Source organism: Streptomyces sp. NPDC025806, from assembly GCF_055558275.1.
This window is the reverse complement of record NZ_JBVHMU010000001.1, coordinates 29,487-44,525: the sequence shown is the minus strand read 5'-3', so window position 1 is coordinate 44,525 and position 15,039 is coordinate 29,487. Positions and strand designations below refer to the sequence as shown.

General features: G+C 72.5%; 11 protein-coding genes. 7 read left to right on the top strand and 4 right to left on the bottom strand.

The window, feature by feature from the left end; genetic code table 11:
- The first annotated feature begins 48 nt into the window (after positions 1 to 48).
- The 3 genes from mmsA (at position 49) to ACZ4E1_RS00150 (ending at position 4,047) form a co-directional block, all read left to right on the top strand.
- Positions 49 to 1,599 (top strand): multiple monosaccharide ABC transporter ATP-binding protein, encoded by a 1,551-nt coding sequence (gene mmsA / locus ACZ4E1_RS00160; RefSeq protein ID WP_467534352.1) that lies wholly within the window; start codon positions 49 to 51, stop codon positions 1,597 to 1,599.
- Positions 1,596 to 2,828, top strand: coding sequence for a multiple monosaccharide ABC transporter permease (gene mmsB / locus ACZ4E1_RS00155; protein WP_467534350.1), 1,233 nt, complete (start codon positions 1,596 to 1,598; stop codon positions 2,826 to 2,828). The genes mmsA and mmsB overlap by 4 nt, the downstream gene beginning before the upstream one ends.
- Positions 2,829 to 2,892: 64 nt before the next feature.
- Entirely contained in the window at positions 2,893 to 4,047 is a 1,155-nt protein-coding gene (locus tag ACZ4E1_RS00150; RefSeq protein WP_467534349.1) for an aldose epimerase family protein, read from the top strand.
- Positions 4,048 to 4,114: 67 nt separating this feature from the next.
- Here the strand turns inward: ACZ4E1_RS00150 and ACZ4E1_RS00145 are convergent, their stop codons facing one another.
- The 4 genes from ACZ4E1_RS00145 to ACZ4E1_RS00130 form a co-directional block, all read right to left on the bottom strand.
- On the bottom strand, positions 4,115 to 4,960 hold the full coding sequence (locus ACZ4E1_RS00145; protein WP_467534348.1) for an SMP-30/gluconolactonase/LRE family protein: 846 nt from the start codon (positions 4,958 to 4,960) through the stop codon (positions 4,115 to 4,117).
- The gene (locus ACZ4E1_RS00140) at positions 4,957 to 5,730 is read right to left on the bottom strand and encodes an IclR family transcriptional regulator (RefSeq protein ID WP_467534347.1); all 774 of its coding nucleotides are present in this window, start codon (positions 5,728 to 5,730) and stop codon (positions 4,957 to 4,959) included. The genes ACZ4E1_RS00145 and ACZ4E1_RS00140 overlap by 4 nt, the downstream gene beginning before the upstream one ends.
- Before the next feature lie 114 nt (positions 5,731 to 5,844).
- Entirely contained in the window at positions 5,845 to 7,086 is a 1,242-nt protein-coding gene (locus ACZ4E1_RS00135; protein WP_467534346.1) for a PucR-like N-terminal domain-containing protein, read from the bottom strand.
- A 3-nt stretch (positions 7,087 to 7,089) separates the two neighbouring features.
- Entirely contained in the window at positions 7,090 to 7,242 is a 153-nt protein-coding gene (locus ACZ4E1_RS00130; RefSeq protein ID WP_188339108.1) for a DUF2613 family protein, read from the bottom strand.
- Between the two features lie 182 nt (positions 7,243 to 7,424).
- Between ACZ4E1_RS00130 and pgfA the strand changes: the two genes are divergently transcribed.
- From pgfA to ACZ4E1_RS00110, 4 genes are all read left to right on the top strand, one after another.
- Positions 7,425 to 8,483, top strand: coding sequence for a cell envelope lipid trafficking protein PgfA (pgfA, locus tag ACZ4E1_RS00125; protein ID WP_467534345.1), 1,059 nt, complete (start codon positions 7,425 to 7,427; stop codon positions 8,481 to 8,483).
- 285 nt (positions 8,484 to 8,768) lie between these two features.
- Positions 8,769 to 9,923, top strand: a complete 1,155-nt coding sequence (locus ACZ4E1_RS00120; protein ID WP_467534344.1) for a glycosyltransferase family 4 protein — start codon at positions 8,769 to 8,771, stop codon at positions 9,921 to 9,923.
- Complete coding sequence (locus ACZ4E1_RS00115) at positions 9,920 to 10,657, top strand: class I SAM-dependent methyltransferase (protein ID WP_467534343.1); 738 nt, start codon at positions 9,920 to 9,922, stop codon at positions 10,655 to 10,657. Before ACZ4E1_RS00120 ends, ACZ4E1_RS00115 begins: the two co-directional genes overlap by 4 nt.
- Positions 10,654 to 14,745 (top strand): alpha-(1->3)-arabinofuranosyltransferase domain-containing protein, encoded by a 4,092-nt coding sequence (locus tag ACZ4E1_RS00110; protein WP_467534342.1) that lies wholly within the window; start codon positions 10,654 to 10,656, stop codon positions 14,743 to 14,745. Before ACZ4E1_RS00115 ends, ACZ4E1_RS00110 begins: the two co-directional genes overlap by 4 nt.
- The last annotated feature ends 294 nt before the right edge of the window (positions 14,746 to 15,039 follow it).

The window sequence follows — 15,039 nt, the reverse complement described above, 5'->3', positions numbered from 1 at the left end:
GCCGGACCCACCGACCGCCCCACCCCACTCTCACCGGAAGGCAGGACCATGGCGGGACCCGTCCTGGAAATGCGCTCGATCGTCAAGACCTTTCCCGGCGTCAAGGCGCTGTCGGACGTCAGCCTGACCGTCCGCCGGGGCGAGGTCCACGCCGTCTGCGGGGAGAACGGCGCCGGCAAGTCGACCCTGATGAAGGTCCTCTCCGGCGTCCACCCGCACGGCACGTACGGGGGCGAGATCCTCTTCGACGGAGAGGTCTGCCGCTTCAAGGACATCCGCGCGAGCGAGCAGCACGGCGTCGTCATCATCCACCAGGAGCTGGCGCTCGTGCCGTTCCTCTCCCTCGCCGAGAACATCTTCCTCGGCAACGAGCACGCGCGGCGCGGGCTCGTCGACTGGCGCGAGACGCTGCGGCACGCGAGCGCGCTGCTGCGGCGGGTCGGCCTCGACGACCACCCGGAGACCCGGGTGTGCGACATCGGGGTCGGCAAGCAGCAGCTCGTGGAGATCGCCAAGGCGCTCTCCAAGGAGGTGAAGCTGCTCATTCTCGACGAGCCGACGGCGGCGCTCAACGACGAGGACAGCGGCAAACTCCTGGATCTCATCCTGGAGTTGAAGCAGCAGGCCATCACCTCGATCATCATCTCGCACAAGCTGGGCGAGATCCGCAAGGTCGCCGACTCGGTGACGATCATCCGCGACGGCCGGTCCATAGAGACGCTGGACGTCAAGGACCCGGGGACGACCGAGGACCGGATCATCTCGGGCATGGTCGGGCGCGACCTCGACCACCGCTTCCCCGAACGCACCCCGCATCAGCCCGAGGAGGGGGTCGCGCCCGCTCTGGAGATCCGCGACTGGACCGTGCACCACCCGATCGACCAGCAGCGCAAGGTCGTCGACGGCGTGTCGGTCCAGGTGCGGCGCGGGGAGATCGTCGGGATCGCGGGGCTGATGGGCGCGGGCCGCACCGAGCTCGCGATGAGCGTGTTCGGCCGCTCGTACGGGCGGCACGCGAGCGGCACGGTCCTCAAGAACGGCCGGGAGATCCGTACGAAGACGGTCGCGGAGGCGATCGGGCACGGGATCGCCTACGTCACCGAGGACCGCAAGCACTACGGCCTCAACCTCATCGACACGATCAACCGGAACATCTCGCTGACCGCGCTCGGCAAGGTGGCCCGGCGCGGGATCGTCGACGAGCACGACGAGCGGCAGGTCGCCGAGGGGTACCGCACGTCGATGAACATCAAGGCGCCCACCGTGTTCGAGCCGGTCGGCAAGCTGTCGGGCGGCAACCAGCAGAAGGTCGTCCTCAGCAAGTGGATCTTCGCGGGGCCCGACGTGCTGATCCTCGACGAGCCGACCCGCGGCATCGACGTCGGCGCCAAGTACGAGATCTACACGGTCATCGACCGGTTGGCCGCCGAGGGCAGGGCGGTCGTCTTCATCTCCTCCGAACTGCCCGAACTGCTCGGCATGTGCGACCGGATCTACACCATGGCCGCCGGGCGGCTGACCGGTGAGTTCGCGCGGGCCGAGGCCACGCAGGAAGTGCTGATGCGCCAGATGACGAAGGACAAAGAGGTAACGCGATGAGCACCGAAGTGACCGACAAGAGCCCGGCGGCGGCGCCGCCGGGGGCCTCGGCCGGCGGGCTGCTGCCTCTCGTGCTCGACGGCCTGCGCCGCAACATGCGCCAGTACGGCATGCTGATCGCGCTCGGCCTGATCATCGCGCTTTTCGCCGTGTGGACCGACGGGGACCTGCTGCTGCCGCGCAACGTCTCCAACCTGGTCCTCCAGAACAGCTACATCCTGATCCTCGCGATCGGCATGATGCTGGTGATCATCGCGGGCCACATCGACCTGTCGGTCGGCTCGCTCACCGCGTTCACCGGCGCGTTCGCGGCCGTGCTCACGGTGCAGCACGGCGTGTCCTGGCCGCTCGCGCTCGTGCTGTGCCTGATGGTCGGCGCGGTGGCCGGAGCGCTGCAAGGGTTCCTCATCGCCCAACTCGGCATCCCCTCCTTCATCGTGACGCTCGCGGGCATGCTGCTCTTCCGCGGGCTCACCGAGATCCTGCTGAAGGGGCAGACGCTCGGACCGTTCCCCGACGGTCTGCAGAAGATGGGCAACGGGTTCCTGCCGGAGACCGGCCCGGAGACCAACTACCACAACATCACCCTGCTGCTCGGGCTCGCCCTCATCGTGTTCGCGGTGCTCCAGGAGGTCCGCGACCGCCGGCGGGAGCAGGAGTTCTCGCTCCAGGTGCTGCCGCGCAACATCTTCCTGCTGAAGCTGGTCGCGATCGTCGCGGCGATCCTCGTCGTCACGCTGCTGCTCGCCAGCTACAAGGGCGCGCCGATCGTGCTGCTCATCCTGGGCGCGCTGATCGTCGGCTACGGCTACGTGATGCGCAACGCCGTGTTCGGCCGGCACATCTACGCGATCGGCGGCAACCTGCCCGCCGCGAAACTGTCCGGTGTGAAGGACAAGAAGGTCACCTTCCTGGTCTTCCTGAACATGGGCGTCCTCGCGGCGCTGGCCGGTCTGGTGGTCGCGGCCCGGCTGAACGCGGCGTCGCCGAAGGCGGGTCTGAACTTCGAACTCGAGGCCATCGCCTCCTCGTTCATCGGCGGCGCGTCGATGAGCGGCGGCGTCGGCACGGTCCTCGGCGCGATCATCGGCGGTCTGGTCCTCGGCGTGCTGAACAACGGCATGAACCTGCTGAGCGTCGGCACCGACTGGCAGCAGGTCATCAAGGGGCTCGCCCTGCTGGCGGCGGTCGGTTTCGACGTGTGGAACAAGCGCCGGTCGGGCGCGTAGGCCCTCCCTCACCTACGCCCTCACGTACGCCCTCACGTTTTCTCACGAGAAAAGGGAGTCACAGATGGAACCGAGCAGACGAACGGTCATCGCGTCGGCCGCGGCGGCCGGTGTGGCCGCCACGACCCTGGGCGGCACGGCGCACGCCTCTTCCGTCCCGGGGCGCAAGCCGGTGCGGGAGGAGTTCGGCAGGCTCGCCGACGGGACGCGGATCGACCGCTGGTCCCTGGAGAACGGCGGGACCCGTCTCAAGGTCCTGTCCTACGGGGGCATCGTCCAGTCCCTCGAACTCCCGGACCGGCACGGCCGGTACGCGAACGTGTCCCTCGGCTACGACCACATCGAGGGGTACGTCACCGGGACCACCTTCTTCGGCGCCACGATCGGACGCTACGGCAACCGCATCGCGAAGGGCCGGTTCACACTCGACGGCAGGGCGTACCAGCTGTCCGTGAACGACGGGGACAACTCCCTGCACGGCGGCGCCAAAGGCTTCAACACCCGGGTCTGGGACGTGGACGGCTTCGTGTCCGGCTCCGACGTGGGTCTGCGCCTCCACTACACGTCGCCCGACGGCGAGATGGGCTACCCGGGCACGCTGCGGGTGCGGGTCACGTACACGCTGACCGCGCGCGGCGACTGGCGCATCGACTACGCGGCGGTGACGGACAAGGCGACCGTCGTCAACCTCACCAACCACACCTACTACAACCTCGCGGGCGAGGGCAGCGGCGGCATCCACGACCACGAACTCACCCTGGACGCCTACCGGTTCACGCCCACCGACTCCGGACTCATCCCGACCGGTGAGCTGGCGAAGGTCGCGGGCACACCCTTCGACTTCCGCCGCGCCAAGCCGATCGGCCGGGACATCCGCACCGCGCACCCGCAGCTGGTCACCGCGAAGGGCTTCGACCACAACTGGGTCCTGGACAAGGGCGTCACGGACCGGCCGGTCCCCTTCGCGACGCTGCGCGACCCGAGCTCCGGCCGCACCCTGAAGATCGCCACCGACCAGCCGGGCGTGCAGTTCTACTCCGGCAACTTCCTCGACGGCACCCTAACCGGCCCCTCCGGCCGGACCTACCGGCAGAGCGACGGGCTCTGCCTGGAGACCCAGCACTTCCCGGACTCCCCGAACCAGCCGGCGTTCCCCTCCACGGTGCTGCGGCCCGGTGAGACGTACCGGAGCACGACGGTGCACTCGTTCAACGCTTGAGCCCTGCCTCACGATCCTCCGGCCCCGCCCCGTGTCCACCACGGGCGGGGCCGGTTGCGTCAACGAACTACCGTGCCCCGTAAGCGGGTTGCGGAAGGCCCTGCCCGGCGTCCGGGAGCACGAGGAGGGAGCCCTCCAGGGGGGCCGGCGCGTCGAGTCCGACGCGGGCCGTGGTCACGTACAGGTCGGTCAGGCCGGGGCCGCCGAACGCGCAGGACGTGGGACGGCGGACCGGGAGCGGGATCACGCGGTCGAGGGTGCCGGACGGGGTGTAGCGGTGGAGGGCGCCCCCGTCCCACAGGGCGACCCAGACGCAGCCGTCGGCGTCGACGGTGAGCCCGTCGGGAAAGCCCGCGCCTTCCTGGATCCGCGCGAACTCCCGTCGCTCACCCAAGTGTTCACCGTGCACGTCGAAGACGTCGACGCGGCGGGTCGGGGAGTCCACGTAGTACATGAGGCGACCGTCGGGGCTCCAGCCCGTGCCGTTGGAGACGGCGACGTCGGTGAGGATCTCGGTGGTCGTGCCGTCGGGGGCGACACGGATCAGACTGCCGCCGCCAGGGGCCTCGTCGTAGCGCATGGAGCCGGCCCAGAGCGCGCCGTCGGGGGCGACGGCCGCGTCGTTGCCGCGCCGGCCCGGCACCGGGTCCCGGTGCAGCCAGGAGAAGACACCCTCGGGGGACCAACTCCCCACCCCGTCCCGGAGGTTGAGCACGAGACCGCCGTCGGTGCGGGGTTTGGCGGCGCCCACGTGCTGCTCGGTGGTGCGGACCGTGCGGCGGCCGGTGGCGGGCTCGTAGGTGTGGACGCGGGAGCCGAGGATGTCGACCCAGATCAGCCGATCACCCGACGGGTCCCAGGCCGGCCCCTCCCCCAGCTCGGCGTGGGCTGCGACGGCCTGCTCGGCCCTCACGGCCGGCCCCGGTGCCCGAGCCGCTCCGACAGGTCGGCGGCGCCCTTCACGACCAGCTCGGCGAGCTCGGCCTCGCGCGCCTCGCTCCAGCGGACCATGGGTACGGAGATGGAGAGCGCGGCGACGACCCGGTTGGTGCGGTCGCGCACGGGCGCGGCGACGCAGGACACGTCCGGGTTGGACTCGCGGCTCTCGAGGGCCACCCCGCGCTCGCGGATCGCGGCGAGGTGGGTGCGCAGGACAGTCGGGTCGGTGATCGAGTTCTCGGTCATGCCGGTCAGCTCGGCGTCGTCCGGGATGCGGGCGTCGAGCTCCCGCTCGGGCAGCGAGGCGAGCAGCATCTTGCCGACGGAGGTGCAGTGGGCGGGCAGCCGGCGGCCGGCGGCGGAGACCATGCGCACGGCGTGCGTGGAGTCGACCTTGGCGATGTAGATGACGTCGGTGTCCTCGAGGATCGCGACGTGGACCGTCTCGTCGCAGGTCTCGGCGACGGCGCGGGCCACCTCCCGCCCTTCGGCGGCGAGGTCGAGCTGCTCCGCGTAGCGGCTGCCGAGCTGGTAGGGCCGCACGCCCAGCCGGTAGCGGCCGGGCTGACCGGGCTCCTGCACGATGTACTGCCGGGCGGCGAGCGTGGAGACCAGCTCGTGCACGGTGGTGCGGGGCAGTTGCAGCTTGCGGACGATGTCGGGGGCGGTCAGCGTGCCGTCCCCGTCGAGGAAGAGCTCGAGGATGTCCAGAGCCCGGGTCACGGCCGGCACGAGGCGTCCCATCACCGACCCCCTCCCTTGTTCGAAATTTCAACCATCATTCGGCATCGCGAACACAGGGTACGTACAGGCTCTCCTCGGGGGCAATGGATCGCTCGCACCGGTCCCGCGCGGGGACTACGGCGGACCGAGTTCTCCTCGTAAGCGGCGGGCCCTCAGGACCAGTTCGAGTTCGAAGCGGCGGTCCGGGTCGTCGACCTCGTCGCCCCACAGTTCGCGGATCTGGCGCAGGCGGTAGCGGACGGTCTGGGGGTGGACGCCGAGGCGGGCGGCTACCTCGGGGGCGCCGCCTCTCGTCTCCAGCCAGGCGAGGAGGGTCTCGGCGAGGCGGCGGGAGTGGGCGGGGCCGCAGTGGGTGAGGGGGGCGAGGGCGCGGCGGGCGAGGTCGTCGACGAGTTCCTCGGGCTGGAGGAGGACGAGGGCCTGGGTGTGCTCGGTGCAGCGCAGGACCTCGGTGGCGGGGAGCAGTCCGCGTTCCATGAGGGCGACGGCGGACTCGGCCCAGCGCAGCGACTTCGCGGCGTCGGCCGGGGCGACGGGCGGGCCGATGGCGCCGGACCAGCCGGCGAGGGCGCGGCGCAGCAGGTCGGGGCGGCCGGCGGCGTCGGGGTCGGGGACGACGAGCCGGGGCCGTTCGGTCTCCATGTCGAGGAGGACGTCGGGGCCGACGGCGGGGGCGACCGCGTCGCGTGCCGGGCGCAGCAGGACGCCGACGGCGACCTGCTCGGGGACGGGCCAGCCGATGCGGGCGGCGCGTTCGGTGAGGGCCTTGACGGGGTCGGGCGGCGCGACGGCGTGCCCGTCGAGCAGCAGGTCCATGAGTTTGCGCTGCTGACGCAGGCGTTCTCCGGCCTGCCGGGCGGCGGCCTCGGCGTAGCCGCGGACGGACTGGTCGACGAGGCTGTCGAGGTACTCGTAGCCGGACTCGGCGAGTTCGTACATGGCGGGGGGCGGGATGCGCAGGCGCTGGCCGATGTCGGCGAGGCGGCGCCAGGCGAGTTTGACGCCGAGCCGGTACATGGCCTGGAGGGCGTCGAGGCTCTGCCCGTGCAGACTCTGACCGCGTCCGAACTCCTGGAACATGGAGGGGAGTTGGTCCACGTCCTCCGAGTCGCCGAGGGCGCCGGAGACGGTGGCGAGGTGGCGGACGAAACCCTCGATGGCGCGCCGGATGCCGACGAGCGCCATGGGTTCGCCCGACGCGTCGATGACGAGGGGTAACTGGGGGAACTCGTGGCGGATCTCCCGCAGGATGTCCTCGGCGAGCCGCGGCGCCTCCTCCAGGGAGAGCGCCGAGAACTGCCGCACCTGCGGGCGCGGCACATCGCACCAGGCGGAGCGGGCGGTGGTCGTGGGCACGGGTCAGCGCCCCGATCCGGGTGTCTCATAGGTGAGCAGCGGGGTGTTGGGCTGCTCGGGGGTGGCGTCGATCAGCGCGAGCACGCCGAAGGCCGCGGCGACGGCGAGGGCCGCACCGGCGGCCACGGACAGCGCCGCGGCAAGCAGTCGGTTCATCGCAGGGTCAGCCTCTCGTCCAAGATCTCGGAGTTCTGAGGTCGGTCCCCACCCTGTGTGTTCCGGCAAGTCCCCAGTGTTGTCAGGTGATTGACACTGCGTCAAGAGCCGGTCTACGGTTCCCGGCCCATGACCGGCCGACCACGGCCATGCCGTGGCGCCCTACCCCCCAGGAGCGCCCCATGAGTCGCAGCGCCTCGCATGCCTCCCCGACCTCGACCCGGGCCGCGTCCCGGACGTTTCCGCTGGTGGCCCTAGGTGTGGGCACATTCCTTCTGGTGCTCGCCGGGCTGCTCGCGTGGTACGTCGAACCGCGCGCCGAACGCACTCCGCTGAACACCGACACCACCACGGTGTTCACCGGAACCGGCAGCTATTTCGACACCGGAAAGATCAGGACCGTGCACGGCAAACGGATCACGATCACCCGCCAGGTGCGCGGCGACGTCGCGGACGGCGAGCGCGGCGGGACGGCGGTGTGGGACGTGACGACCTCGGTCGACACGGACGCCTCGCTGCCGGCCGCGGATCCGCACGACGCGCTCCAGTGGACCCAGGAACGCTGGGTCACGGACCGGAGGACGAACCTCCCGGTGCACTGCTGCGGCGAGAGCCCCGCCTTCAGGGGCGAGGCCTACCTGAAGTTCCCGTTCCGGGTGGAGCGGCGGACGTACACCTGGTGGGACAACACGCTGGGCGCGACGATCCCGCTCCGCTTCCGCGGCACGACGACGGTCCAGGGCTACGATGGCTACCGGTTCACCGGCACCGTCGCCCCGGCCAGGACGGGCTCCCGCCTGGTCCCCGGAAAGCTCGTCGGGCAGCCGAAGCGCGGCCAGGTCCTCGCCGAGGAGTGGTACGCCAACCACGGCGTCGAGCTGGTCGTCGACCGGCGCACGGGCCGTGTCCTGTACGCGTCGATCGGCCCGCGCAAGACGCTGCGCGCACCGGGCACGGACCGGGACGCGGCGGTGCTCCTGGACAGCCGGAAGATCGCCTTCACCCCCGCGACGCAGCGCGCGCAGGTGGCGCTGGCGCGGGACGACAACGACCGGCTGACGCTGCTCGGCACGACGGTCCCGCTGGTCGCGGGCGGCGCGGGGATCCTGTTCCTGGCCGCCGGCGCGGTGCTCCTCGCGGTGCGGGGCGGGCGGGGCGCGGGGGGCCGGGGGCGGCCCGAGGGGCTTCGGCGCCCTGATCCCGATACGTCCCCGACGGCCCTGGAAACGTCCACGATGTGACGGTACGTCAGACGAGGAAAGCCCGAAAGTTGTCACGCGGGTGAGTAGCCGCGGCGAACGCCGCGGCGAAAACTGTGCCACCCCACCCCGTGCACAGTCCCCGCACAGCCCCGGCACAGTACCCACCGGTACGGACCAGTACCGATCCGCGTACGGAACCAGACCGCTCCCGGTACGGACCCAGCACGCAGCCCGTACCCACCGGTCGCGGCGCCCGACCAGCGCCGCGCACCTCTCGCAAGTGCCCCCACAGAGCTCCGCACCCCGAGACGAGTTGGAGCAAGGATGCCCCAGCACGTGCCGTCCCCCCTGCGCGTCGCGTCCCCACCGGGCGCGCAGCACCCTCCGGCCGCACCGCCCGCACCACGCCGGATCGTGTTCCTCGCCCACCGCGACCTCGGCAATCCGAACGCGGGCGGCTCCGAACTGCTCATCGACCGGCTCGCCGACGGGCTCACCCGTGGGGGCCACGAGGTGACCCTGCTGTGCGGCGGCCCCGCCGCACAGCGCGACTACCGGGTCGTCTCCGCGGGCGGCCAGACCGCCCACTATCTGCGCGCCCGCTCGGCGTTCGCCCGTCAGGTCGGCGCCTGCGACCTGCTCGTCGAGGTCTGCAACGGCATGCCCTACCTGGCGCCGCTGTGGCACGACGGGCCCACGCTCTGCCTCGTGAACCACGTGCACACCGACCTGTGGCGGATGCGGCTGCGCGGCCCGCTCGCGCCCGCCGCCCACCTGGGCCGCAGGCTGGAGCACTGGGCCCTGTCCGGGGTCGCCCAGCGCCGCAACCTGCTCGTCGCGGTCTCGCCCTCGACGGCGCAGGCCCTGCACGGGATCGGCGTCGACCCGGCGCGGATCCGTCTCGTCCCCAACGGGGTCGAGGAGCCGGGCCCGCGCGCCGACCGCTCCCCCGAGCCGTTGTTCCTCGCGATGGGCCGGCTCGTGGAGTACAAGCGGATCGACATGCTCCTGCGCCTGTGGGAGCGGGTCCGGCCGGTGACCGGCGGCCGGCTCGTCATCGTCGGCGACGGACCCGAGGCCCCGAGGCTGCGCGAACTCGCGGGCCCCGGCGTCGAGTTCGCCGGTCACGTCTCCGAGGCCGACAAGCACCGGCTGCTGTGCGAGGCGTGGATGCTGCTGCATCCCTCGGCCGTCGAGGGGTGGGGCCTGGTGATCACCGAGGCCGCGGCGCGCGGCACGCCCGCCGTCGGTTTCGACGTGCCCGGGGTGCGCGACTCCGTCGAGGACGGGGTGACCGGGCTGCTCGCCCACGGCCCGTCCTCGTTCGCCGCCGCCTGGTGCACGCTCGCCCTGTCCGCCCGGCGCCGCGAACTGATGGGCAAGGCCGCCGAGGAGCGGGCCGCCGGCTACCGCTGGGCGCACTCCGTCCGCCGCTTCCAGTCGGTCGCGGCGGAGGCGGTGCGGGGCTGGGCGCCATGACGGGGACGGGATTCAGGGATCCGTCGCCGCGCCGCTCGCTCGCCCTGTTCAAGGCGTTCATGGGCGAGCAGCGCGACCCGGAGGCCTGCTACCGGCTGCTCGCCCGGGACGCCGCCGACCAGGTCGAGGCGTACGGGAAGGTCGCGGGCAAGGTCGTCGTGGACGTGGGCGGCGGCAGCGGGCACTTCACGCGGGAGTTCCGGGCGCGCGGCGCCCAGGGCGTCCTGTTCGAGCCGGACACCCGGGAGCTCGGCGACGCGCCGCCGAGCTCCACCGTGGTCGCCGACGGCTATCTGCTGCCGCTGCCCGACGGCTGCGCCGACGTGACGTTCACGTCGAACGTCCTGGAGCACGTCGCCGACCGCGACACGTTCCTGAGCGAGCTGGTCCGGGTCACCCGGCCCGGCGGCCTCGTCTACGTCTCGTTCACCAACTGGCTGTCCCCGTGGGGCGGTCACGAGTGGGCGCCCTGGCATTACCTGGGCGCGGGCCGGGCCCAGGAGCGCTACCGGCGGCGCACCGGCCGACCGCCCAAGCACACCCTCGGCGAGAACCTCTTCCCGCACCACGTCGGGTCCACTCTGCGCCATGTGCGGGCCCGCGACGACGTCTCGGTCCTCAGCGCGCGCTCGCGCTACTGGCCGTTCCTCACCGAGACGGTGACGCGGGTGCCGGGCCTGCGCGAGTTCGCCACGTGGAACCTTCTCCTCATCCTCAGGCGGTGTCCCCCATGACCACCATGGTCCAGGCCCCACCGGCCGCTCCGGCGTCCCCCGAGCCCGAACCGGGCCCGCGGGCGCGCCGCTGGCTGCTGACCTTCTGGGCCGTGCTGTTCGTCGCGTTCTGCGCGGTGCACCCGGGCCGGGCCACGTTCGAGACGAAGCTCGGCGTGGCCCAGGACCCGTGGCAGTTCCTCGCGGACCTCGGGCAGCTGTGGCACGACCGGGCGGGCTTCGGCGGCATCGCCGACCAGTACATCGGCTACGCCTTCCCGATGCTGCCGTACTACGGCCTGACCGACCTGCTGCACGTCCCGGTGTGGCTGGCGGAACGGCTGTGGATGTCGATCGTGGTGAGCGTCGCCTTCTGGGGCGCGCTGCGGCTCGCGGAGCGGCTCCGCGTCGGCGGCCCGCGCAGCCGGCTGCTGGGCGCGACGGCGTACGCGCTGTGGCCGACGTTCACCATCGTCGTCGGGTCGACGTCGGCGGCGGCGCTGCCCGGCGCGTTCCTGCCCTGGGTGCTGCTGCCGCTCGCGAACCCGCGCACGTCGGCGCGGGTCTCGGCGGTGCGGTCCGCGCTGCTGATCCCGTTCATGGGCGGCGTCAACGCGGCGTCGACGCTCGCCTCGCTGCTGCCCGTGGGCCTGTATCTGCTGTCCCGGCCGGGCGGGCCGCGCAAGCGGCGCCAGATCGCCTGGTGGATCCCGGGCGTCGTGCTGGCCACGGCCTGGTGGATCGTGCCGCTGCTCCTGCTCGGGGCGCACGGCGAGAACTTCCTTCCCTACGTGGAAAGTTCACGGACCACGACCGATCCGATGGCGGCGACGGAGGTGCTGCGCGGCGCCGGGAACTGGGTCGCGTACCTGCATCTCGGCGAGGCCTGGCTGCCCGCGGGCTGGACCGTGGCGACGGCCGCGGTCGCCGTCGTCGGCTCGGCGCTCGCCGCGGGCCTCGGCCTCGCGGGCCTGGCCCGGCGCGATCTGCCCGAGCGGCGCTGGCTGCTGCTCACCGTTCTCGCCGCGCTGCTGATCACCCTCGCCGGGTACGGCGGGGCGCTCGGCGCCCCCTTCGCGGGCACCGTGCAGGGCTGGCTGGACGGCGGGCTCGCGCCGTTCCGCAACATCTACAAGTTCCAGACCGGGCTCGCCCTCGCGCTCGCGCTCGGCCTCACCCATCTCGTGGGCGTGGCCGCCGATCCGCGCGGCGCCCGGCCGCTGAAGGTGCGCCGGTACGCGCCGCTGCTCGCGGCCGTCCTGGTGCTGCCGGGCCTCGCCTGGCCCTACCTGAACGGCTCGATCCTCCAGCCGGGCTCCTTCCAGAAGCTGCCCACGTACTGGCAGGCGACCGCCGACTGGCTGCACAAGTACTCCCCCGACTCGCGCGCCCTGGTCGTGCCCGCGACCGCGCACGGCGTCTACACCTGGGGCTCCCCCATCGACCAGCCGCTCGACGTGCTCGCCGAGTCCCGGTGGGCGCAGCGCGACTACGTGCCGTTCGGCACCGCCGGCAACCGGCGTGCCCTCGACGCCGTCGAGCAGGCCCTCATGTCGGGCGGCCGGGTCCCGGGCCTCCAGGACTTCGTCTCCCGGTCGGGCCTGCACTACGTCGTCGTCCGCAACGATCTGGACCCCGACCAGTTCGGCTACGTGCCGACCGCGACCGTGAAGCGCACGCTGACCGAGTCCGGCTTCCACCGCGTCACCGGCTTCGGACCCGTCGTCACCGGCGGGCGCATCGCCGAGAACACCCCGATCGCCATCGAGGGCCTGTACCCGCGCCAGCGCTCCGTCGAGATCTACGCGCCCGACGACAAGGCCCGACGGCCGGGCCAGGCAGGCCTGTTGCCGGTGCGGAACACGGCCGAGGTCAGCGGGGGTCCCGAGGCGCTGCTGCGGCTGTCCGCCGATCCGGAGTTCCGCGACCGGCCCGCCGTGCTCACCGGGGACAACCATCCGGGGATCGGCGACCCGGCGCTGCGGATCGCGGCCGACGGGCTGCGCCGCGCCGACACGCGCTTCGGCCTGGTCAACACCAACACCTCGTACCCGTACACGCCGACGGAGCGCAACAGCCCGAAGGCGGCGGAGAACCCGGGCGAGGAGCCGAAACAGATCCTGCCGACGCGGGGCGTCGAGCGGCAGACCACGGCCCGGATCGAGGGGGCCCGCGCGGTCAGCGCGTCCTCCAGCGGCAACTGGCTGCTGCACCTGCCCCAGTTCGACCCCGTGAACGCCTTCGACGGCGATCCCGACACCGCCTGGGCCGAGGGCGCCCCCGACTCGGCGCGCGGCCAATGGCTGCGTATCGACTTCTCCGGGCCCACCGACGTCCCCGGCCGGCTGAGGCTCACGCCGCTGCCGCAGGACGGGGTGCGGGCCGCGCCCACCCGGATCCGGATCGAGACCGACCGGGGCAGCACGACCGCCGAGATCCAGCCGGACGGCACCCGGCAGACCGTGAACGCGCCTGCGGGTGAGGCCCGTTGGCTGCGGATAACGATCCTGGAGACGCAGCGCGCCAAGCCGGGGCTCACCGGCGCCGGGTTCCGTGACATCGACGTGCCCGGGGTGCGGGCGCACCGCGCGCTGCGGCTGCCCGCGGACTCGGCGGGCGCCGACCGGTTTAGTTTCCACCGTGCGGTGAGCGGCGGCGGGCTCACACTCACCGACACCGAACCGGCCCTGAACCGGGTGTTCACCAGCTCCGGCTCCGGCCGCTACACGTTCAAGGCGACCGCGACCCCCACCGCGGGCGACGCCCTCGACCAGCTCCTCTACGACGTGGCGCCCAGCCAGAAGCGGAAGATCACCGCGACCGCCGACTCCACGGCCGCGCTCGGCACGAACACCTCCGCGCGCAATCTCACCGACGGGGATCTGACCACGGCCTGGATCGCGGGCGACCGCCCCACGATCCACCTCCGCTGGCCGGACAAGCAGCCCGTGTCCTCGCTCGTCCTGGCCCCGGCGGGCGGCCTGTCCACCCGGCCCGAACAGATCGAGATCAGCAGCCCCGACGGGGCGGCGATCGCGGGCGTCGACGTCAACGGCATGGCCCGCTTCGACACCATCACCACGGACCGGCTCGACATCACGATCACGAAGACGGCGCCGCTGACGGTCCACAACCCGGTCGCCGACGAGGACATGCAGCTGCCGGTGGGTCTGACCGAGGCGTACCTCCCCGGTCTCGACCGGTACCGGCTCCAACAGCCGGACCCCGCATGGCAGTTCAGGCTGCCGTGCGGCAAGGGACCTTCGGTGACCGTCGACGGCGTTGGCCACCGCACCTCCGTACGCGGCACGGTCGCCGACCTCACGGAGCGCCGCCCCGTGGACGTCACCCTGTGCGGCCCGCTCGACCTGCCGGCCGGCGAGCACACGCTCACCGCGAGCGGCAAGGGCGCCCTGACCGTCACGGACCTCACCCTGACCCGCGCGGACACGTCCACGACCGCCGAGACCGCCACCCGCGGCATGACCGTACGGGACTGGCTCGGCGACCGGCGCAGTGTGCGGGTCGAAGCGGGCCCGGCTGCGTACCTGACCACGTACGAGAACGCTAACGACGGCTGGCAGGCCACCCTGAACGGCAAGAAGCTCACGCCGCTGCGGCTCGACGGCTGGCAGCAGGCGTGGCTGGTCCCGCAGGGGGCGAGCGGCACGGTGGAGCTGTCCTACGCGCCGGCGACGACCTACCAGGCGGGCCTGTTCGCGGGCGCCGCGGGCATCGCCGTCCTGATCGGCCTGGCCCTGTGGCGCCGTCGCGCTCCCGACTCCCCACCGCCGTCACCGACTCCTCCAGCACCGGGCTGGATCCTCGGCACCCTCGCCCTGACCCTGGTGGCCGTGGTGATCGCGGGCCCCTGGGCGGCCCTGGTCCCGCCCCTGGCCCTCCTGGCCCGCCGGCGCCACACGCTCCTGGTCCCACTGGCGTTCCTGGCGATGGCGGCGGCGGGAGTGATCGCAGCAACAGGTTCAGGCGAACCGGTCCGAGCGGGCGCGGGCCCATTCAGCGCGGCCGCCCAACTCCTGGCGCTGATAGCAGTGTTCGCGGCCCTGGTGACAACAGGCACCGAATCGGACAGGGAGACCCACCGGTGACCCAAGCAACGGGGCGCGCCCAGCCGCCCCCTGAGGCGCACGAAGTGCGCCGTCAGGGGCGCGGGGCTGTACCCGATCAGCGACTCCGTCGCGGGGCGCGACGAGCGGGCCCCTGGGGGCGCACGAAGTGTGCCCTTCAGGGGCGCGGGGCTGTGTCCGATCAGCGACTCCGTCGCGGGGCGCGACCAGCGGGCCCCCGGGGGCGCACGAAGTGTGCCCTTCAGGGGCGCGGGGCCGTGTCCGATCAGCGACTCCGTCGCGGGGCGCGACCAGCGGGCCCCTGGGGGCGCACGA